This window comes from Pseudoalteromonas sp. SR43-2, assembly GCF_014163885.1.
GTDB classification, from domain to species: Bacteria; Pseudomonadota; Gammaproteobacteria; order Enterobacterales; family Alteromonadaceae; genus Pseudoalteromonas; species Pseudoalteromonas distincta.
In genome coordinates this window covers 183,229-203,214 of record NZ_JACJED010000001.1, presented here as the reverse complement: position 1 = coordinate 203,214, position 19,986 = coordinate 183,229, and the positions used below count along the sequence as shown (strand labels likewise).

General features: G+C 38.9%; 22 protein-coding genes and 1 tRNA gene. 7 read left to right on the top strand and 16 right to left on the bottom strand.

What is annotated here, in order from left to right; translation table 11 throughout:
• The first annotated feature begins 143 nt into the window (after nt 1-143).
• Both H5120_RS01015 and H5120_RS01010 read left to right on the top strand, forming a co-directional pair.
• Complete coding sequence (locus H5120_RS01015) at nt 144-1,073, top strand: hypothetical protein (protein WP_182673311.1); 930 nt, start codon at nt 144-146, stop codon at nt 1,071-1,073.
• A 282-nt stretch (nt 1,074-1,355) separates the two neighbouring features.
• The gene (locus tag H5120_RS01010) at nt 1,356-1,784 is read left to right on the top strand and encodes a hypothetical protein (RefSeq protein ID WP_182673310.1); all 429 of its coding nucleotides are present in this window, start codon (nt 1,356-1,358) and stop codon (nt 1,782-1,784) included.
• Nucleotides 1,785-1,906: 122 nt separating this feature from the next.
• Here the strand turns inward: H5120_RS01010 and H5120_RS01005 are convergent, their stop codons facing one another.
• From H5120_RS01005 to H5120_RS00995, 3 genes are all read right to left on the bottom strand, one after another.
• Nucleotides 1,907-2,986 carry an endonuclease/exonuclease/phosphatase family protein gene (locus tag H5120_RS01005; RefSeq protein ID WP_182673309.1) on the bottom strand — a complete coding sequence of 360 codons (1,080 nt, stop codon included), beginning with the start codon at nt 2,984-2,986 and terminating at the stop codon, nt 1,907-1,909.
• Between the two features lie 23 nt (nt 2,987-3,009).
• Nucleotides 3,010-3,372, bottom strand: coding sequence for a hypothetical protein (locus H5120_RS01000; protein WP_024595125.1), 363 nt, complete (start codon nt 3,370-3,372; stop codon nt 3,010-3,012).
• 76 nt (nt 3,373-3,448) lie between these two features.
• Complete coding sequence (locus tag H5120_RS00995; RefSeq protein WP_182673308.1) at nt 3,449-3,697, bottom strand: TIGR03643 family protein; 249 nt, start codon at nt 3,695-3,697, stop codon at nt 3,449-3,451.
• 123 nt (nt 3,698-3,820) lie between these two features.
• On the opposite strand from H5120_RS00995, the gene H5120_RS00990 reads away from it, so the two are divergent.
• The 3 genes from H5120_RS00990 (at nt 3,821) to H5120_RS00980 (ending at nt 7,331) form a co-directional block, all read left to right on the top strand.
• Nucleotides 3,821-4,510 carry an ABC transporter substrate-binding protein gene (locus tag H5120_RS00990; RefSeq protein ID WP_182673307.1) on the top strand — a complete coding sequence of 230 codons (690 nt, stop codon included), beginning with the start codon at nt 3,821-3,823 and terminating at the stop codon, nt 4,508-4,510.
• A gap of 29 nt (nt 4,511-4,539) precedes the next feature.
• On the top strand, nt 4,540-5,196 hold the full coding sequence (locus H5120_RS00985) for a YoaK family protein (RefSeq protein ID WP_182673306.1): 657 nt from the start codon (nt 4,540-4,542) through the stop codon (nt 5,194-5,196).
• 74 nt (nt 5,197-5,270) lie between these two features.
• Nucleotides 5,271-7,331, top strand: coding sequence for a TonB-dependent receptor (locus H5120_RS00980; protein ID WP_182673305.1), 2,061 nt, complete (start codon nt 5,271-5,273; stop codon nt 7,329-7,331).
• A 36-nt stretch (nt 7,332-7,367) separates the two neighbouring features.
• On the opposite strand, the gene H5120_RS00975 is transcribed toward H5120_RS00980, so the two are convergent.
• Nucleotides 7,368-8,159 (bottom strand): helix-turn-helix domain-containing protein, encoded by a 792-nt coding sequence (locus H5120_RS00975; RefSeq protein ID WP_007581507.1) that lies wholly within the window; start codon nt 8,157-8,159, stop codon nt 7,368-7,370.
• 106 nt (nt 8,160-8,265) lie between these two features.
• On the opposite strand from H5120_RS00975, the gene H5120_RS00970 reads away from it, so the two are divergent.
• Complete coding sequence (locus tag H5120_RS00970; protein WP_182673304.1) at nt 8,266-9,462, top strand: MFS transporter; 1,197 nt, start codon at nt 8,266-8,268, stop codon at nt 9,460-9,462.
• On the opposite strand, the gene H5120_RS00965 is transcribed toward H5120_RS00970, so the two are convergent.
• The 10 genes from H5120_RS00965 to H5120_RS00920 form a co-directional block, all read right to left on the bottom strand.
• Nucleotides 9,451-9,672: a hypothetical protein gene (locus H5120_RS00965; RefSeq protein ID WP_182673303.1), complete on the bottom strand. Its 222-nt coding sequence runs from the start codon at nt 9,670-9,672 to the stop codon at nt 9,451-9,453. The genes H5120_RS00970 and H5120_RS00965 overlap by 12 nt on opposite strands.
• A gap of 113 nt (nt 9,673-9,785) precedes the next feature.
• Nucleotides 9,786-10,628: a glycosyltransferase family 2 protein gene (locus H5120_RS00960; RefSeq protein WP_182673302.1), complete on the bottom strand. Its 843-nt coding sequence runs from the start codon at nt 10,626-10,628 to the stop codon at nt 9,786-9,788.
• A complete protein-coding gene (locus tag H5120_RS00955) occupies nt 10,618-11,676 on the bottom strand; it encodes a glycosyltransferase (protein ID WP_182672861.1) in 1,059 nt (352 codons plus the stop codon). Before H5120_RS00955 ends, H5120_RS00960 begins: the two co-directional genes overlap by 11 nt.
• Complete coding sequence (locus H5120_RS00950) at nt 11,660-12,694, bottom strand: glycosyltransferase (RefSeq protein ID WP_182673301.1); 1,035 nt, start codon at nt 12,692-12,694, stop codon at nt 11,660-11,662. The genes H5120_RS00955 and H5120_RS00950 overlap by 17 nt, the downstream gene beginning before the upstream one ends.
• Nucleotides 12,691-13,710, bottom strand: coding sequence for a glycosyltransferase (locus tag H5120_RS00945; protein WP_182673300.1), 1,020 nt, complete (start codon nt 13,708-13,710; stop codon nt 12,691-12,693). Before H5120_RS00945 ends, H5120_RS00950 begins: the two co-directional genes overlap by 4 nt.
• Nucleotides 13,707-14,291: a glycosyltransferase gene (locus H5120_RS00940; protein WP_182673299.1), complete on the bottom strand. Its 585-nt coding sequence runs from the start codon at nt 14,289-14,291 to the stop codon at nt 13,707-13,709. Before H5120_RS00940 ends, H5120_RS00945 begins: the two co-directional genes overlap by 4 nt.
• 81 nt (nt 14,292-14,372) lie before the next feature.
• Nucleotides 14,373-14,525, bottom strand: a complete 153-nt coding sequence (locus H5120_RS00935) for a hypothetical protein (RefSeq protein WP_160318638.1) — start codon at nt 14,523-14,525, stop codon at nt 14,373-14,375.
• Nucleotides 14,526-14,850: 325 nt separating this feature from the next.
• Nucleotides 14,851-15,264, bottom strand: a complete 414-nt coding sequence (locus H5120_RS00930) for a GFA family protein (RefSeq protein WP_182672953.1) — start codon at nt 15,262-15,264, stop codon at nt 14,851-14,853.
• A 234-nt stretch (nt 15,265-15,498) separates the two neighbouring features.
• Nucleotides 15,499-16,791 carry an amidohydrolase gene (locus tag H5120_RS00925; protein WP_002958068.1) on the bottom strand — a complete coding sequence of 431 codons (1,293 nt, stop codon included), beginning with the start codon at nt 16,789-16,791 and terminating at the stop codon, nt 15,499-15,501.
• A 380-nt stretch (nt 16,792-17,171) separates the two neighbouring features.
• Nucleotides 17,172-18,161: a fatty acid desaturase gene (locus tag H5120_RS00920; protein WP_182672951.1), complete on the bottom strand. Its 990-nt coding sequence runs from the start codon at nt 18,159-18,161 to the stop codon at nt 17,172-17,174.
• A gap of 391 nt (nt 18,162-18,552) precedes the next feature.
• Here H5120_RS00920 and H5120_RS00915 point away from each other — a divergent pair.
• Nucleotides 18,553-18,637 (top strand) — tRNA-Leu (locus tag H5120_RS00915).
• A 218-nt stretch (nt 18,638-18,855) separates the two neighbouring features.
• On the opposite strand, the gene H5120_RS00910 is transcribed toward H5120_RS00915, so the two are convergent.
• Both H5120_RS00910 and H5120_RS00905 read right to left on the bottom strand, forming a co-directional pair.
• Nucleotides 18,856-19,329: a VOC family protein gene (locus H5120_RS00910; RefSeq protein WP_182673298.1), complete on the bottom strand. Its 474-nt coding sequence runs from the start codon at nt 19,327-19,329 to the stop codon at nt 18,856-18,858.
• A gap of 100 nt (nt 19,330-19,429) precedes the next feature.
• On the bottom strand, nt 19,430-19,900 hold the full coding sequence (locus H5120_RS00905) for a GFA family protein (RefSeq protein ID WP_182673297.1): 471 nt from the start codon (nt 19,898-19,900) through the stop codon (nt 19,430-19,432).
• Nucleotides 19,901-19,986 lie beyond the last annotated feature (86 nt).

The following is a 19,986-nucleotide window of genomic DNA, read 5'->3' as shown; positions in this document are numbered from 1 at the left end:
AGCTGATACTGAGCTTAGAGTTTATATAGATACAGATAGACTTAATCAGGCTGGCAATAATGAGTGAACAACGATCGTTGATAAAGTTGGTTTTCACGTGCAAAATAAAATCTTAAATTGTTGTTGCTTTGCATGGTGTAAGATTGAATCAGTTTATCGTTACGAATATTGAAAACTATGAGGAGAAAGTCTATGAGCTCTCTGAAAATATTGTTGAAGATTTTTTAAAATCCAAAAAAGTTCTTTCTAACACTTTAAAAGCCGAAACACTCTACGACCAAATAATAGAAGCTCATTTAGATTTTAAAAATAAGTTAAACTATTGGAATATGAGAACAGCAGCGAGCATGCTACTAGATTATAATCTAAACTACGAAATAAGAAGCTCATTGAACCGCCTAGCATTTAATCTTCTAAACTTGGGTAAACTATATTTAGATTGGCATTACTTTGAAGAATCTAAGAGAAATAAAAAAAAGAGTAAAAACAATACCCCTCCCAAAACACTTGCTTACGACATCACAGAAGATGAAGCAGTAATTAAAAAAGTTAGAGAACAACGTGAGAGTATTTTTGATAATAACAACCTTTACCGTATCGCTTGTAAACTAAGGGGCTATAGCCAACACAGTGCATTACCAATTAACAAATTTAGAACGAATAACATTAATAACACCGCAGGTTTTTTTATATGTTTTGAAATATTCTATGAATATGATGAATTAATAAAGATCGGTGTGCCGAAAGAGATTTTAAATGAATTCAAAACTATTGATTTAAAAGAGATTATAGATGGTTATGTTTATGCTATTGGACAGAAACATACACTTAATAGAGAACTAATTAGCGATGCGGTAGAGCTAGCTAAAAATAATATTAATGAGCTTACGAATAACTACTTTAATTCTAGTGGATTTAATAAATGCTATGGTCGAATTATTACCATGGGACTAGTAAAACATAATGTAAATACTGAGTGGTTTGATGTCGTGAATTATCTTCAAAATAAAAATTGCTTTAACATTAACCATTCAAGCGTTAGTTTTGATTCATTTTCAGCCAAAAAAAGTTAATTTTAATGCTCTCTGGACATTTTTCTTAAATTATTTTCTAAATATTCAAGAAAAAAAGCGATTAATTTTGTTTTTTCAGTTATTACTGGCCACTTTCTCCTTAAATAGAATTAGCGACGTTTCTACAATTTAAAAGAAGAAAATACTTATTAAGTGTTTGACTAGTAAATCTAATTAATATTGATATATTGCTTTTGAATATAAATAGGCGAAGTTACGGCAGAAAAAGAGGCTACTTTCTTATAATTAAACCGTTATTCATCTGAAGGGCTTATGAGTGAAATGAATGAGCAGTTAAAAATAGCGACTTCTTTAGCTAAAGAGAAGCGATTTGATGAAGCAATTGAATTATTGCAAACCATTATTCCTCAAATGGGCCAAATCGGTGGTTATAGCCACTCAAGTTATACAAAAATAATCCCTTACTTTCAAAAAGCAGGCAAGTACTTCGAAGTAGAAGAATATTGTAAAGGCGACTTGTTCGCAGCAGTTGTTACAGATTGCAGAAACGTTTTAGGGCATCAACCTGAAGAAACAATCAATGCATTTATTCATTTATTTACCTGTAAAATCTACGATAAGTTACGCCTCTGTGCTCAAAGAGAAAGTGATTTGGATTCCAAGCTACGTTTTGAAGATGCAGGGCGTTATCACTATGAAATCTATGAAAAGTGGTTAGATAAACAAGGTTTCAATCTAGGAAAAATATAACAAAGCTACGATCAGTCGCAAGATATTCGGGTCCACGTCTTGCACTGCGCGCAGTGTAAGGTGACTAACGACCACTTCACGCTCTAAGACTTATTCAACTGATAGCTAAAAACTAGCAGCTATCACTTTTCCTCAAACCTCGGCACTTTTCGCTTATCTGCCTTATTCATAGCAAGCTCTTGGATTTCTTCATGCTTTAGATCTTCGGGTTTATCTTCTAGTGACTCCTGATTGGCGTTCTCAAAAGAAAGCTCAGTCAGTAGCGCAAAGTGATCAGAGCCATACTTAGCTAAGCGCTTAATACGTTTTACTTTAAAGCCTTCGCTGTGAAATAAGTGATCGAGCGGCCAACGCATAAAAAAGTAGCTTGCATGAAAGGTGTTATAAAAACCACGGCCTTTTCGAGGGTCTAAAAAGCCACTTATTTGCATAAACAAACGGGTGCTACGCGACCATGCTACGTCGTTTAAATCACCGGCAACTATGGTAGGTCGTGTTGGGTTTTTAAGTGCTTTAGCCACCATTATTAGCTCAGAGTCGCGCGGACGTGATGAGTCTTCCTCTGTCGGGCTTGGCGGTGCTGGGTGAATAAAGTGCCCTTGCATTTGCAGGCCTTCATCGTTTTCAAACAGAATATGAATTGAAGGAATATCTTCTTCTATTAGCTCACATATTTGTGCATCGAGTATTTTAAACTTGCTGTATAAGTGCATGCCATAACGATTGTCTTTAGGGCATTCTATGTAATACGGGTAATTTTTTTTAATGACTGATAATTTATTTTCCCACCAGCTATCGCTTTCAAGCGTAATGAGCAGGTCGGGTTGGTGCTCATCTACAAGGCTAATTAGCTGCTCACTTTTATGGTTCGACATAAGTACATTTGCCGACATAATTCGTACGCTGTGGTCTATATGCTTTGGTGCGCTTTGCACTTCTTTTTTAGCAAGCCACGTATACGGGTAAATCCATTTACCTTGTAAAACCATTATAAATAATGAGGTTAAGGCTATAAATACATAACCTATTGCGCTACTTTGCCATAATAAAAACAACGATGTAACGGCTACAAAACTGGCAATATAAAATACCTGTAAGCGCACAAAGTCGCAGCTACGCACTAAGTAATGCTGGCTGTACGACATAGGCAACAAGGTAACCAGTAAAAAAAAGCCAATAATTATAGCCAGCGCAATAAGCATTTTAATATCCTTATAAAGTTAGTTTAGCGACTTAAAATTGAAAGTATTTCTCGGGTGTCGTGCACCATATGGATAACTGTACGGTCTATTTCTATACTCACTGTACCATTATCTCTAGAGCGTTCAATCACTCTACCTCGTTTATATAAATCACGATCTAAATAGTCGCCTCTGTGGTAGCTTTTACTTAGCCCTGGTGGCGTCCAACCTGCGCGAATTAACTGCTTAGCCTCTTTTTTAGAAAGGTAGTCATTGTCGTTGTGTTTATGTGAATGATGCTTATTATGGCCGTGTTTATGACCATGCTTATCTTTATGCGGTTTTGCATCTGCGCTTATTGAACATAAAGCCAATGCTATTAGTGCTGTGTATGTTAGTGCTCTCATAAATAATCTCTAGCGTAATTAATAGCTAAAGGTTAACAAACACGGCTGAACATCATATGAAACAGCTTACACTTATTTAACGTTGTTTATATTGTGTTTTACAGTGGCTTCGCATAATAGCGGGATCGCGTAATTTTAAGTGTTTTGTTTTACGACCAGCATGGCGTTTACGCCACACTTTAAAACTGCCTTTTGAAATATGTTCGCGCATAAATACCATCAGCTGCGGGTATTTTAATCCGTATAACTGCTCTATTGCCTCAAAAGGGGTTCTATCTTCCCACGCCATTTCGATAATGCGTGACTGCTGCTCTGCGTTAAACATGGTATATCTCACAAAATTTAACTTATACGCTAGGTAAAAATACTTAGATCAATGCAATTAAGCTCAGTAACTGTATAATTGGCGTTCAATTTATGTATTTTAAAAGATATCGAATTTTTATTTATGCGCGCAATATTTCTGTTTTTAGCTTTAACTTTACCTTCGTTATTACTTGCAGCGCCAAGTAAGACTTTGCGCTGCGTAACAACTCACTACCCGCCTTTTACTATATTTGATGAGAAAAGCGATACGTTCACAGGTTTAGATATTGAATACTTAACCTTTATTGAGCGTAATTTAAATCTTAAAATTGACGTAATTCATCTGCCATGGGCCCGCGTTAAAAAAGAAATGGCGCTGGGCTACTACGACTGCTATTTCTCTTTGGCCAATACAGAGGAACGAGCAAAGTATTTAGATTTTACAAGCGTGCCCTTGCATACTACTAAGTATGGTTTATTTGCTTTAAACAAAGATAAATTGCTCACTGACGATTTATCAAATACCCCAATAGCAATGCTGCGCGGCGTTCCTGTGCCTGAGGTTATTGCTAAAAAGTATAACCTTGATGAGGATAATCTGCTTCGTTCACTTTCAACTAAAGACACTTTTGAGCTGCTAGAAAAAAATCGCGTTGAATACGCAATAACTAACTATCAAGCAGGTTTGTGGTACTCAAAGGAATATAAAAACGTATCCGCTAGGCAGCTCAATGAGTTTACGTTTCCTACTTACATTGCTTTTAAGCGTGGCGTAATAGATACAAAATTAGTTGATGAGCAAATAAAGCGTTTTAAAACACAAACTCAATAATTAACACCGCACACGTTAAGAGATAACCAATGTTTACAGAACTACCAAAGTGGGTTGAATATGGCGCGTTTACGCTCGCATTTATAGCGGGCATAGTAAACGCTGTAGGCTTATTAGGATTTGAGCACCAGGCTATTTCGCATGTATCTGGCTCTGTTACTTTACTTGGTATTAAAGCAATAACTAATTCTAGTACTGCCTTATTGTTACTTTCAATAATTGTTAGCTTTATGTTGGGTTCGGCACTGTCGGGCTTTTTGCTCTCTGGTGGCTCATTAAAACTTGGTCGTCATTACGACACTTTGCTTTTTATTGAAGGATTGCTACTACTTGCGAGTGCTTATTTACTCAAAAACACATTCGTTTACGGCATTGTTTTAACGTCAGCTGCGTGTGGGTTACAAAATGCGCTAGCAACTAATTACAGTGGTGCTGTTATACGTACGACACATTTAACCGGTATTTTTACTGACCTTGGTTTAATGCTAGGTAAAGCGCTTAAAGGTGAGCAATTTGATACCCGTAAAGGCGTTATGTTTTTACTCATTATTGCAGGCTTTTTAATAGGCGGTATAACCGGCTACGTTTTATTTAAGCATTACTTAGTGCTGGCTTTGGTGTTTCCTGCTGTGGCTTGTTTTGTTTTATCAATTACGTATCGGATTTATAGGTTACGTACGCTTTAACGCAACAAGTTTAAATGCATATTAAAACCGCATATTATAGAGGCAATGCAATATAGATTACTTTCAAGGAATGTATGAAACCTTATTTTTTGCCGCTGATATTACCCTTTAGCCACACTGCGTTTGCCAATAATCAAAACAACGATGCAATAGAAACCATAACAACTACTGCATCACGTATTGAAGCGCTATCTACCCCAATGCCTTTATCAATAAGTACACTCAGCGAAGCGCAGCTAAATAGCATAGCGCCTACCCATATTGAAGAAGCCCTGCAACGTGTAGCAGGGGCTAATATTCAACGCGGAAATGGCCAAGAATATTTACCCGCACTTCGCTCCCCCGTACTTTCGGGCGCAGGCGCATGTGGTGGCATATTGACTTTGGAGGATGGCATACCACTGAGAGCCGCTGGGTTTTGTAACATAAACGAGCTATTTGAAGCGCACAGCGAAATGGCGCAGCGCATTGAAGTACTAAAAGGCCCTGGCTCTGCACTTTATGGCTCAAACGCTGTGCATGGTGTTATTAATGTAATAACGCCCGACACCACACAAGGCGGTGGCTTAGTTGGTTTAGATTATGGCTCGTACGGTTATACTCGCTACAAATTACGCGCAGGGCAAGATTACGGCAACAGCGGTATAGGCATTAACGCAAGTGTTACCGACGATAGCGGTTACCGCGACGACGAAAGCGTAGAGCAACAAAAAGTAAATATTCGCCATCGCTATTCAAATAATAATTTATTACTTACCTCAGGCCTTACTTACACAAATCTTAATCAGCAAACGGCTGGATTTATTACAGGCTTTGAAAGCTATAAAAACGAAGACCTCGCGCAAAAAAACTTTGACCCTGACGCATTTAGAAAAGCACGCGCATTTAGAGCATGGAGCAATGCAACATGGCAATTAAATAACGATGATGTGCTCTCTACTACGTTATATTTTCGCGACCAAAGCATGGACTTTTTTAAGCACTTTTTACCCGGCACACCGCTTGAAACAAACAGTCAAACTGGTTTTGGCATACAATCGCTTTATCAACATAATTTACAAAGCAATGTAAAAGTAAACCTCGGGCTTGATGGCGAATACACGCAAGCCGACTTTACTCAAAGCCAAAACGACCCCACTCAAGGTTCTGCATTTTTAGTTGCTACAGTACCCCAAGGTAAGCATTACGATTACGATGTAAACGCCACGCTTTATGCCCCTTTTGCATCGGTTGATTGGCAATTAAATAAATGGTTACTTACCGCAGGTGTGCGCTACGAGCATATGCAGTACGACTACACCAATAATATGCTAGCAGGTAGAACAAAAGACGATGGCACAGAATGCGGCTTTGGTGGTTGCCGATACAGCCGCCCAGCGAGTGCTAAAAATAGTTTTAGTAATCTATCGCCAAAGCTTGGGGTTAGTTATCAGTACAATACAAATAACACGCTTTATGCAAACTTTTCTCGCGGTTATAGAGCGCCACAAGCGGCTGAGCTATACCAATTACAACGCGAGCAAACTACTGCAAATTTAAGCGCCGAAATAGCGAATAACGCAGAGCTGGGTATTAAAGGGATTTACGAAAAACTACGTTATGGTGTGTCACTTTACGCTATGAGTAAACACAATACGATTTACCGCGATAGTGACTTTTTTACGGTAAATAATGGCAGCTCTCGCCATCGTGGTATTGAGCTTGAGCTTGACTACCAGTTCACTAAGTCGCTTGCGCTTAACTTTGCAGGCACTCACGCAAAGCATACTTATACTAACAACCAAATACTTAACGGTTTAAATATAAACGGCAACGACATAGATACCGCGCCGCGTAATATTGCTAATCTCGATTTAACATGGCAGGCATTAAACAACGCGCAATTTGCTTTGCAGTGGCACCGCGTTGGTAACTACGACACCGACCCAGAAAACTTAAATAAATACCAAGGGCATGATGTTTTAAGCCTACGCGCACAGTGGCAAGTTACTAATAACCTTGAAGTGCTTGCCCGCATTATTAATTTAACTAATGAGGCTTATGCAGAGCGCGCCGATTACACCAGCTTCACCGGCGACAGGTACTTTCCTGGCAAACCACGTAACGCGATGCTTTCGGCAACTTACACGTGGTAATGCTTACTTAAAGGCTAAACTTATTTAAGAGCTAAGCTAATTTAACTGATTTAGGTCGCTCATGTATTTCATGGGCGACTTTTTCATTACCTTTTTAAACATAGTAATAAACGCACTCACCGACTCATACCCTAATAATTCCGACACCTGCTGCACACTTTGCTTATCAGAAAGCGCTTTTAAGGCTGTAATTATATGTAATTGCGTACGCCACTTTCCGAATGTCATGCCTGTTTCTTTTTTAATTAACCGCGCTAATGTGCGCTCAGTTAATGCAAACTGCTTAGCCCATTGTGGTAGTGTTTTTCGGTTATTTGGCATATTTATGAGCTGATCGCTCATAGTTTGAATTACCTCATTTTTAGATAATACAAAATCCAGTGGTTGTACGGGCATTTCAATAAGTTGATCAAATAACACCTGCGCTAAACGCGCTGTTTTACTATTTAAAGTATAGTGCTGATTATGCCCAGCCAACTCACACATTAGCTCTTTAACCAGCGGCGTAATGGCTAACGTACAGGTATTTAACGGCATACCGTTTTTACTACTATCAATAAATAAATGACAAAGCTGCGCGTTATCAGACGCCCTATTGCTATGCACCTTTTGTGCTGGGATCCAAATTGCACTGTGCGTAGGCACCATCCACATTTTTGCCGACACTTCACACGTTACATAACCATGTAGCGCTAAAATTAATTGCCCTTTTGGATGGGTATGCAGTGGTATTTCGTGACTTGCATGGGCGTGCTCTATTTTGGCTATTATGGGCTGCGCCATAGTTTCAAAATTTTTAATGTCGTCCCAACCAATTGCATCAAACATAGTTTTGTCTGTTTTTAGTTATTTAATGTCATTATCTCTAAATTATAGTTTTTACTAAGCCTTTATACTAGCGCCCATTAAGTATTAGCTTTAATGGTCTTCCCTTTTGTTAAATAACACACCTAAATCACGCTTTGCTGGCATATTACTTGTGCTTGGCATATTACTTATTGCCGCAAATTTACGCGCTACATTTACAGGTATTGCACCTGTGCTTGAACAAATTATTAATCACTTTGGGCTTAGCGCATCGCAAGCTGGTTTTTTAACAACATTGCCACTCATTGCCTTTGCGGTTGTATCGCCAATGGCCGCAACCCTTGCTAAAAAGCAAGGGTTAGAGCGCACCTTGTTTTTGGCTTTGTTATTTATACTTGCAGGGGTTGCAGCGCGGGTAATAAATACCTCAGCTATGCTTTTTGTAGGCACCGCTATTATTGGTGTGGGCATTGCCATTGCAAACGTATTATTACCAAGTTTAATTAAGCGCGACTTTCCTGCAAAGGTTGCGTTAATGACCTCAGCCTACGTGCTTACTATGGGCGTGGTGTCGGGTGGGTTTTCTACTTTAGTATTTCCGCTTAGTCAGTTAAACGGATTAGGATGGCAACTTGCGCTGGGCTCATCAGCTCTTATTACTTTGGCGAGTATTATTGTATGGATGTCGCAATTAAGTAAGCACACAAAACCCGCGAGTATTGCTCAACACACCGACACGTCAAAAAGTGTATGGCGTTATTTACTAGCATGGCAAATTACCCTACTGCTGGGCTTAAACTCGTTTTTAAATTATATAATTATTACGTGGTTACCAAGCATATTAACCGAAACCGGTCACTCAGCTACCCAAGCAGGTGCTTATCATGGTGCTTTTCAAATAGCGACTGCATTACCGGGTTTAATATTAATCCCCCTATTGGCAAAATTAAAAGATCAAAGCGCGCTTAGCTTTATTTTAGCCATGTTGAGTGCACTCAGTGCATTGGGGCTGCTTTACATGCCTAGCTTTGCTTTTGTTTGGACCCTAATGCTGGGCTTTTGCTCTGGGGCATGTTTTATATTGGGGCTGTCGTTTATTAGTTTACGAACCGATGATTCGCAACAAGCAGCGTCGCTTTCAGGTATGTCGCAAAGCGTAGGTTATTTGCTCGCGGCTATTGGTCCTATGCTAGCTGGTGCATTACACACGACTACGGGCAGTTGGAGTGCGCCATTATGGCTGTGCGCTATTGCAGGAGTACTGTGTGCTTTATGTGGTTTGGGCAGTGGTAAAAACACCACTTTAGCTAAATCAGCTAACTAGCTGCTGTAACCACGAAAATAAACCAGACGAAGGTTTACTACTCGCATGCTTTTGCTCATAGCGTTTATTCGTTGCTTCGCGCTGTTCACGGCGCTCTTGTGCTAAATTAGCTTTTGCAGCAAAACGCAAGCGCTGCTCTTGAGTAAGCTCATCATTAAAGCTAATGGCTGACTTTTTAACGGCTCGGCTACTTTTAGGTGAACTACACATATATTTCTCCACATGACGGTCTTATAAATAGACAGTCATGTAGGAAAAAAAATTTCAATAATCGTTTGTCGTATCCATTGGTTGTTTCGCTTTTAGCATTTAACGCACCTAATTTAATACGGCGAGGTAGAGCGACATGCTTCTATTTCATCGGTGGTCGGTTTTTTTAAAAATTTAACGCTGTGGCTCTTTTCGTCAATTTTAACTATATCCATTGCGGCCATTTTTTTTAGCCAACCAAACATAGGTAAAAATTGCCACTTTTTTGCAAATGTATTGGCGTTGTTACAAATATCTTCGGTGTAATTTAAAGGTGGCGTAAACTTATCGTGGTACTGGTGCAATACCCAGTCATCAATGTAATTAAGCTTTATATTGCTTACTTTGCACTGCATTGCAAAGTCGGTGTCTTCTGCGCCGTAACCAATAAACTGCTCATCAAAACCATTAACTTTATTAAAGTCACGTTTGTTAATCACAAAAATTAAAGACCAAAAAGTTAAAAAATCTACCTCTTCGTTTATAGGTAAGTTTTTGCGTTTAGGGTGATCAACAGCTTCCTCCACTAATAATTCATAGTTACCGCTTTTGGGCACATACGGTAAATACTTTGCTTTAGCACTGACCACTAATCCGTGCGTTAGTTTAGCAAGTAAACTTTCAAAAAGTGTTGGGGAGCAAATGCAATCTACGTCTATAAATATAACGTCGTTTTGCTGCGCATTTTTAACCCCCGTGTTGCGCGCTTTAGCAAGGGGTAAGCCGTTTTCTTGTATGTACACATTTTTAGTCACAAAAGACGTGTTTGGGGTAACATTATGGCTGTTTTTTTCATCCATCCACACCACCACCATATCAGATGGGCGAAGCGTGCTATTTTCTATACTGTGGATAAGGTTAGCAAGCTGCTGGTGGCGGCCTTTTACAATAGTAACGATTGAAAAATTATGACTCAATTGCAACCTCCTTAACTAATTCTACAAACTCGCTGGTAAACTGTTCTGTAGCATTTATTATTTGTGTTTTACTTGTTTGGGTTTTTCTTACATTAACCAACGCAGCCTCTATTTGGGCATTGTTGTGCTGTAAAAACGCTGAAAAAGGCAAATGCACTGCGAGGTTATTTTTAGCTAACATGCGCGCTTTTTCATCTTGCTCTTGGTAGGGTCGGTTTTCGGGTATAACAATCAGCTTTTTCCCCAGTGATAACAACTGTGATACTGCGTTATTGCCACCACTTGTTACAACCACATTTGCTGAAATCGCTTGATCTATATTGCTCACTTTGCCTTTGTAGGTTACTCCTTCAATGGCTTCACCTTGGCAACCAATAACCTCAACGTGTTCGGTGTACTTAATCAGTGTACGGGCAATTAATGCCGCGCTTTGGGCATCGGTCATTAGCAAAGTAATACAGCTGCCAAAATCTGTATTGGTGGCACTTTCACAACCTGTGTATTTTGATATAAATCCTAAATAATGAGTTTTATTAAAATAGCTGTAGTGAGGTGTTTCTAGCTGCTTTGGGTACGGGGCATATAGTTTAGTCGCGCATTCGTAAGCAAACACTTGCGTGGGGTCGCCACTAATATCACCCGAATGGCGCTGCATTAAAACAGGTAAACCAATGCTTCTGGCCATAATAGTCAGTTCGGCCGATACATCACTAATAAATAGTACCGGTTTGTATTGCTGCGCCAATAGGTTAAAGGTTATGGAGCGTTCAAGTGGCGCTTCGCTATATTCTATTCCTTCAAATGCAGTGTTATAGCTTCTTTGTACAGCGCTTTGGCCTGCCCATTTTGAAGGTAGCTTTTCAAAAATGCTCCGCTTACACACTTTATTCAAAGCAATTTTTACGTTTAAATCGCCATAAAGCACCACTACGTTATAGCTATTTTGTAACTTAGTAATAAGTAACTCAGCACGTGTAATGTGGCCCGCGCCATGATGGTGAACATAAAAAAATACAGTCGGTAAATTTGGCTCATATAAGTGCTGCATATTCGGCCTCATAATTTGAAACAGTCACGTTAAAGTCGAAGTTTTTAGCAAAAGATTGGCACGCTTGCGGCGATACTTTGCCTAGCTTTTTAATGGCTGATACAGCTTCATCCACATTGTTTAGTGCAGTACACACGTTAGAAAATCGTAGTTCTTCTGGTATGGCTGTTTTAAAGCCTACAACAGGTATACCATGAGCAAGCGCTTCAATAGTGGTTAGGCCAAAAGGTTCATTCCACTTAGAGGTAGCTAAAAACAAACAAGATTTAGCAAGCTGTGTAAACAATTCATCGTGTTTTAAATGCCCAATATAATAAATGGAGTCTGTAAGTAGCGGTTCGACGTGAGCATTGAAGTATTCCCTATCCTCAACGGGGCCAGCTATGCATAATTTGCGCTGTAATTTTTGCGCTATTTTAATCGCCGATACTAGGTCTTTTTCGGCGTTAATACGTCCCATCCAAAATAAATCGTGGGTTTTGTTAATTTTTTGCACACACTCACTTTTGGGTAGAGTAACGCCATTTGAAATCACTTTAATGGCACTACCTAGATGAGCCTCCCACTCTTTGCATAACCTGTTAGATACGGCAATATAGCGGTGATCGCTACGCGCTTTATGCAGCTTATGTATTAAGCCTAACTTTGGTGATACCGGGGCATGTAAAGTAATTACGCTTTTTATATTATGAAGTAATGCCACATCATATAGTGCATGGTAGTAACTGTGGTAATGCACAACGTCGTAATACGAATTATCTATTAGCGCAAATTGGGCAGCCTGGTACAGCTTTTGGCCTTCTTCCTCTGTGGTTATGTTGTCTTTCATGCGCAGTGGGGATTCGTCTAACTGTAAAATGTTAAACTCGTTTTCTTCATCAGCATCTTTACACAACACATCAACAGTGTGGCCTTTTTTACACAATGCGTTAGCTAAATTAGCAACAAAGGCTTCTGTGCCCCCTTTAAAGGGCTGCCTTAAAGAGACTATTGGGCTTGCGACCATCAGTATTCTCATGCAATTCTCCCCAGTATATTGCTATATTCGCTACACATTTTTGCAATAGGAAAATTACGAGCGCTTTTAATTACATCGCTTCGATTTAGTGAGAATGAAGCTTCAAGCGCGGCGGCTAAACTATTTACATTATTGCCCTTAGCAAGCACGCCTGCGCCTTCACTGACTATTTCAGCAAATGCACCGCGATTAAACGACACCACAGGCGTACCTGTTGCCATAGCTTCTAAAGTAGAAAGCCCAAAAGGCTCATCCCATCGGGTGCCAAATACTGCAGCTTTGGCATGAGCCAATTGGTGTTTGATACTATGGTGATCAAGGTGCCCTAAATAGGTATCGCAGGGTTTTAGTAAAGGCCGCACTACGTCATCCATATAGTGTTGATCGGCTATGGGGCCGGCAAATTTAATAGCAATCCCCATTTGCTGAGCTGTAGATATTGCTATATCAATGCCCTTACTTGGTAATATTCGACCATACGTAAACACATAATCTTGCGGCTTTTTTGTTACCTGCCAGCGTTTAAGGTCTATACCATTGTAGGTCACTTCTACTTTATCGTTTATAAAAGGCTCCCACGCTTCTGCTAAAGAGTGCGACACTGCAGTAAAGTGTATAAATGGCGAGTAAGAAGCCAGCCCTACCACCGCTTTTAATTTTGAGTAAGGCGGTGTGTGCAACGTGGTTAACATAGGAATATTATTTTTACTGGCCCACAGTATGGGAATCGGGTTAAGGGAGTTGTTATGCACTACGTCAAACTGCTCTTTAGTTATATCGTCCATTACCTTGAGCATAAAATCGTTTTCAACTATATCGGGGTATTGTTGATATTGGCTGTTATCCATCGGGAACGATTTTAATTTACAGTCAACCTCACTGTCTGGGTGAGCATATAAAGTAACCTCATAAACTGATTGGTAGTATTCAACTAATGCGCCAGTAAAAGCTTCTAGCCCACCAGCATAGGGAGATTTAATAGGAAATCGGGGATGCGCTATTATTGCTAGTTTCATACAGCAAGCTCCTCGCGACCATGCGGTTTTTTATACAAAAGAACGAGTGGCACTTCCTTTTTGCTTTTTGTAGCAAACATCTTTTTCATTAGCTGCCAATCGCTGCTTGGGGCTGTTTTAAAAGGTAAAAACGCTAATAATGAATTCTTTTTAAATACCAGGGTTTCTATCGGTCTTTGATAAGTGTGCTCTACTTTTTTTGTATTATCAAAGTAATAGGGAGTAAAAACAAAGTCCTCTTCAAAGCCTTCGTTTATTAGTTTAAAAGTGTGCTTTTCATCAAATACATCGTCGTCAGTACGAAAAACAACAAAATCACTCAACGTTGTTTGCAGCCCCACGTTATAAGCCGTAAACCGACAGTTTAGTGTGTGATCAATATAAATAATGTTGGGGTCAATCGCCTTTAATCTTAGGCGTAAGTTATACCTTTGTTTGTACTTTTGTGTTGAGTTATCAACAATCGTGATGATGTAATTACTGGCGTATTTTTGTATTTCTTTAACGCGCTCTATAACACCTTCATTGCAGTGGTAAGTTACTAGCACGATGGCCGTTTTACAGTACCTTTTGCTTTTCATTGTTTTTCCTTAGCCATATTATTTAAAACCGCTTAAACAAGGGGATTAATTTCCATATCTATTACGCTAATAAATCAAACGCTAACTTTTGTATTCGTTAAAGTAAGCGCTTAGTTGTTTTAAGCGCAGCTCTAAGGCTAACTTTTCAGAGAGTTTCCAGTGGGGTAATTTTTTTAAACGTGATTTGGCTGCTTCTAATTCAGCCCCTACTTCGCTCGTGGATAAAATTCTCATTCGTTTCACCTCATCATTAATATGTAGTCCGTGGTGTTTATCAGCAATTAACAAGCCAAATAGGTACATATAAAAATAAACTTTATTTTTATAAATATCATGAGCTTAAATACAAAAACTGAGGTGAGGTATTACTACAAATGAGCATATAGGCATATATTTCAATAAAATATGAAAATAATTCACAAAGTCATTTGGCCTACAAATACTTTAATTTTTATATAAAGAGGAGGTAAAAGGAGGGAGTAAAATGCAGCTAGCGAGATTTTTCCCACTAGCAAAGCATAGCTAATTAGCTGTTTTATTTTCTCAACGCTCACAGCACTTATGATTGAGGTGTAGTTTCAAAAGCAGGCACCTGGTGTAAATCGTTTAGCCATTTAAGCGTTGATTGCGACCAAATTTGTGCAGCTGGGGTAAATTCATCTCGCTGATCAACAGCACCTATACGCAGGCCGTACACTCTATCGGCCTTTGCTTCATTAGTTGCGTAAAGTGTAGTGCCGCACGTACCACAAAAGCCTTGCGCACGTTTATTGCCGCTCTGTGCTGTTTTAACATACTCTTTTGGCTCGCCTTTAGTAAAAACGACTGAGTTAGGCTCTGCAATTATGACTGCTCTAAATGGGCCGCTCGACATACGTTGGCAATCGCTACAATGGCAAACAAGTGCGTTGTTATTTTGAGACTTTGCTTGGTATTTAATTTCACCACAGTAACAGCTTCCAGTAATTTCCATTATTTAAATCCTTAATGCTTATGAAGATTGAATCGAGATATAAGACCGGCAATATCGATTCATTATTTTTAAAATATAAAAAACTGCTCGCCGGTTCATTTGTATGTTCGGTTAGATTTTTAATTTTTGAGAGTGATTTTTTAAAAGTTGAGCAAGTGCCAAAAACATGATCCGATGTTTTAAATAAAACAGCAATACCACGTTAAGCTAATAGCGTAACGTGGTGTGTTTAAGCTATCTTTTATGTGCGTTTAAATAATCAACAGCTAACAGGCTAAGCGCCTTAGTGCCTACTTTAAACGATGATTCGTCGGCATAAAAATAAGGTGAGTGATTACTAGCCACTGTATTTAAATCTTGCTCACTTGGTGTGCCGCCTAAAAATACAAATACACTCGGTACTTCTAATGCGTAAAACGAAAAGTCTTCTGCGCCGGTTATTTTTCCCATTTCAACTACGTTTTCATTACCTGCTGCTTTTTTAAGGCTAGGTAACATTTGCGCAGTTAACTTTGGGTTATTAATCGTTACCGGATAACCTTCGTGAATGTGTACCTCTGCAGTAGCACCTGACGATTTAGCAATGTGCGTGGCTGTGGTTTTTATTTTTTCAAATATTTGTGCTCGGTTATCCATATCAAAGTTACGAATTGTGCCTACCATTTCGACTTCTTCAGGAATAATATTATTACGTACCCCACCCGCAATCTTACCAAACGAGACAATAGCAGGCTCTTTGGTAATGTTGATTTGGCGACTAACAATATGATTTACGCCTGTTACTATTTGCGCAGCTGCGGCAATGGGGTCAACCCCAGTCCACGGTGCAGAGCCGTGTGCCTGCTTGCCATGTACTGTTATTTCAAATCGGTCTGCACTGGCCATTGCAGGGCCACTTCTATAGCCAATTTTACCGCTGTGCAAACTAGATGTTATGTGTAACCCAAAAGCAGCTTCTGGTTTGTATTGTTTAAATATGCCTTCTTTAAGCATTAACTCAGCGCCCCCCTCTTCCCCCTCAGGTGCGCCTTCTTCTGCAGGCTGAAATACAAACATAATATTACCGTGTAGCTCATCTTTCATGTTTGCAAGCACTTGTGCAGCGCCCATTAGCATAGCCACGTGCGTGTCGTGCCCACAAGCATGCATTATGCCTACATCTACACCACGGTAATTAGTGGTTTTAGTTGATTTAAAATCAACATCTGCTTTTTCAGTAACGGGCAGCGCGTCCATATCTGCGCGTAGCATTACTGTCGGGCCTGGCTTTGCACCTTTTAATAGCCCCACAACACCTGTATAAGCAATCCCTGTTTGTACTTCCATACCCAGCGACTTTAAGTGCTTAGCGACAATACCTGCTGTGCGGGTTTCGCGATTTCCAAGCTCAGGGTTTTGATGAAAATCACGTCGCCAATCAATAACCTGTTGCTCTATCTTTTTAACTTGCTGATCAATGTTTGCATTGGCATTAAACGCACTAAGAGCAGCAAAGCCCAACGCTATTGAAATTAGTGATTTTTTCATCCTGTTTGTCCTTATTATATTTATTGGTTTTATAATATTGATGAGCACGAGCCCTTATGTATTATTGAGAATATAATTAGTTCGCTCTATAACCACTATTACTGAAGGCTCTACAATAATCAATCCCATTTAAGTTAGATGCCCAACTATGGGGGGCTTTATCTATTTTTAGTGTAAAGATTTAGCGCTAATTAAACCTACCATTTTTGCTTTTGTTGATTTAAAAATGGCATTGAATAGTCAACCAACGCACGTAAAGTGAGTTTTAATAAGCGCGGTGGTGGATAGAAGAAGCTGGAGAGTAATAGGCTTGGTACATAATTGCTATTCAGATTATAAAATAAGAATAGCAATGTAAGACCTCCTAATGTTGGAGGTAATTATTTATAAGCATTCGCATTTTTAATGCTGTCAAAATCGTTAAAGCGCACGTTGTGCTGCGCCATTACTTTAAGTATTTTTTTACTTAGCATTTGGCGTAAATAAAACGGCTGATTTGGCACAAAATGATGAATGGTATGCGTTTTACCAAAGTTAAAACAAAACAAGTGAAACGGCATAAATAAACGACTCGTTAGTACATGAGTTTGTTCAAGCATGTTATTAACGCCACCATAGTAATGCATGCTTGAGGTAACAAAATTAAGCGAGCTTGAGCGAATAATATTAGGCACAATGAGCACAACCATTAAAAATTCAAACACATCCATTGTACTTAACAACCAACTAGGTGAATTTAGCGAAAGTGGTATAAATAAATCAACAATATGGAATAAAATAACGCTATATAAAATAGCAAAATACGCAGTCGCTATCGGAAATCCCGCATTAAAAACACTCGAAAAACTAAAGCCATTAATTTCTTTTCTAAAACGTTTAGTAGAAATAATTAGCCCTAATAACCCATCTACAATAACTAGCGCACGTAAAAATGGATTTTTAATACCGTTTCCCACCAAGCGTTCTTCTAGGTCTTGTTGTGTGCCTGAGGTTTTGTGATGGTGTAAATGCATTTTACGTCGGTACCATGGGCTAATAGTATTTGGCCGCATTAACCATACTACTAACATCATAGAATTATGCATGAAAGGCTGATTGCTAAAGTATTGTTTATGTATAAGGTCGTGCTCTAACTCATGGGAAATAGACGCAGCAATAGCCGCAAGTACTATACATACCCAAGCAGGTATTAAGGCTAAATAATATAAAGCACCAACACCAATTAATGCGCTAAGCGACAGCAATAAAATAATTAACCCTAAGGTATTTTGATGTGCAAGTAATGGGTATTTTTGACGAAGTGATGCTTCCTCTGCCTTAATAGCTTTAACAATCGATTGAATGTTCTGTTTGGCACTTAATTGAATCATAATTAATGTCTTAAAAGCCTTGTTGTACAAATAATACCTGAATTAAACGCAAAATCGGCATAAAGCAGGAATAACTATTATAATACGATTCACTATTATCAATAGTTCAATTGCTCATTTATTCAATCGCATGACAATTTAATAGCACTCATAACCCAAAATATTCGCTTTATATATCAACCAAAAAAGACTTAAAAAATTTGCCGGTGGAGTCTCCTTGCTATAAACGATTAATTATCAATCAGTTGTTATTACAAACAAAAGAAAATGCTTGCCGCCCCCTCTTTTGTTTGTATAATGCGGATACAGAATAAGAGGTATATAAGTATCCTTTTTATTTTAAGTGGTTTTTCTTTATCTTTTTATGCTTAAAAGATTAAAGAAAAATTATGCCAGCGTGATGAAATTGGTAGACATGGGGGATTCAAAATCCCCTTCCGAAAGGAGTGCCGGTTCGAGTCCGGCCGCTGGTACCACTTTTTGAACCTCAGCTAATTATTGGCTGAGGTTTTTTTATGCCTAAAATTTAACTAGTAATCTATACCAACTCACTTTACTAAGTGAGCTACTTTTAGGTAAGAAAACCGTGTCGATAACAAGGCAAAACCTAGTTAAGTTGAAGCAAAAGCTACAAGCCTTCCATTGAAGCCATCAAGGTAATTAGAAAGCTACATAAATCTAATTAGCATGCGAGTTATGCGTCTTGCTCTTGATTTGTTATATTCCCAATTCGATTATTTAACTCTTCGTCACTAACATCTTCTTTGTGTGTACCAATGATCCATATATGACCAAATGGGTCTTGTAGCGTGCCGGTCCTATCACCATAAAACTGATCATGTACGGGTCTTATTTCTGTTGCACCAAGCTCAATTGCTTTTTTAAACACGGTATCAACATCTTCAACATAAAGCATAAGGCTTAGCGCTGTACCACCGAGCTCTTTTGGGTTTTTTAAATGCTCTTCAGAACCATTATCTGAAAGCATAATATGCGAATCACCAATTATTATTTCTGCATGTGCTATTCCACCATCAGGTAAAGGCATCTGCATTACGTGTTCAGCACTAAATGCATCACAATAAAAATCTATCGCTTTTTGTGCGTCATTCATAATTAAATAAGGTGTAACTGAATGAAACCCTTTTGGTATTGCTGAGACTGCCATAATATTCTCCTTTACTTACGCGGTGATTTTTAATATTTAATTAACTAAATATGCATTTAATTGCCCCTAAATTTAAGCTTAGCTCATACAAAAAATTGCGTTACTTTTCGAGGTTTAAACGCTTATGCCAAGCAGCAATACTTTCATCAGGGTATTCTTCAAACTGCTTGTCACCTTCATTAATGGGCGCATTTACCCAATTTGCTTTACTACCAAGCATTAAATGAGTGCGCTCTGCCGGTATGGGTAACTCACTATCTATTGCACCTGCAAAGGGGTGAACTTGCTCAGGCCAACGTGCATCGTATAACCACAAGTTAGCACTACAATGCTTACAAAAATGACGCTCTGCAGGGCTGATTTTATCGCCTATTTTTGCATGATAAATAGTTATGTGTTCACGCCCTGTAACCTCAAGCGTGCTGTATTGCGCGTTTAAATTAATAACAAACCCGCCACTCCCTGCGGTTTTACGGCATATAGAGCAGTAACATAAATTGTAAGGATAAGGGTGTTTTGAGTTGACCTTAAATACCACTTTGCCACAGTGACAAGCGCCATTAAGCTTCATAATATATCCAATTTTATTGTTGGCTTGAACTAATACCTTAACTAGGTGAGCTAAAAAAAACCACAACAATTACATGTTGTGGTTTT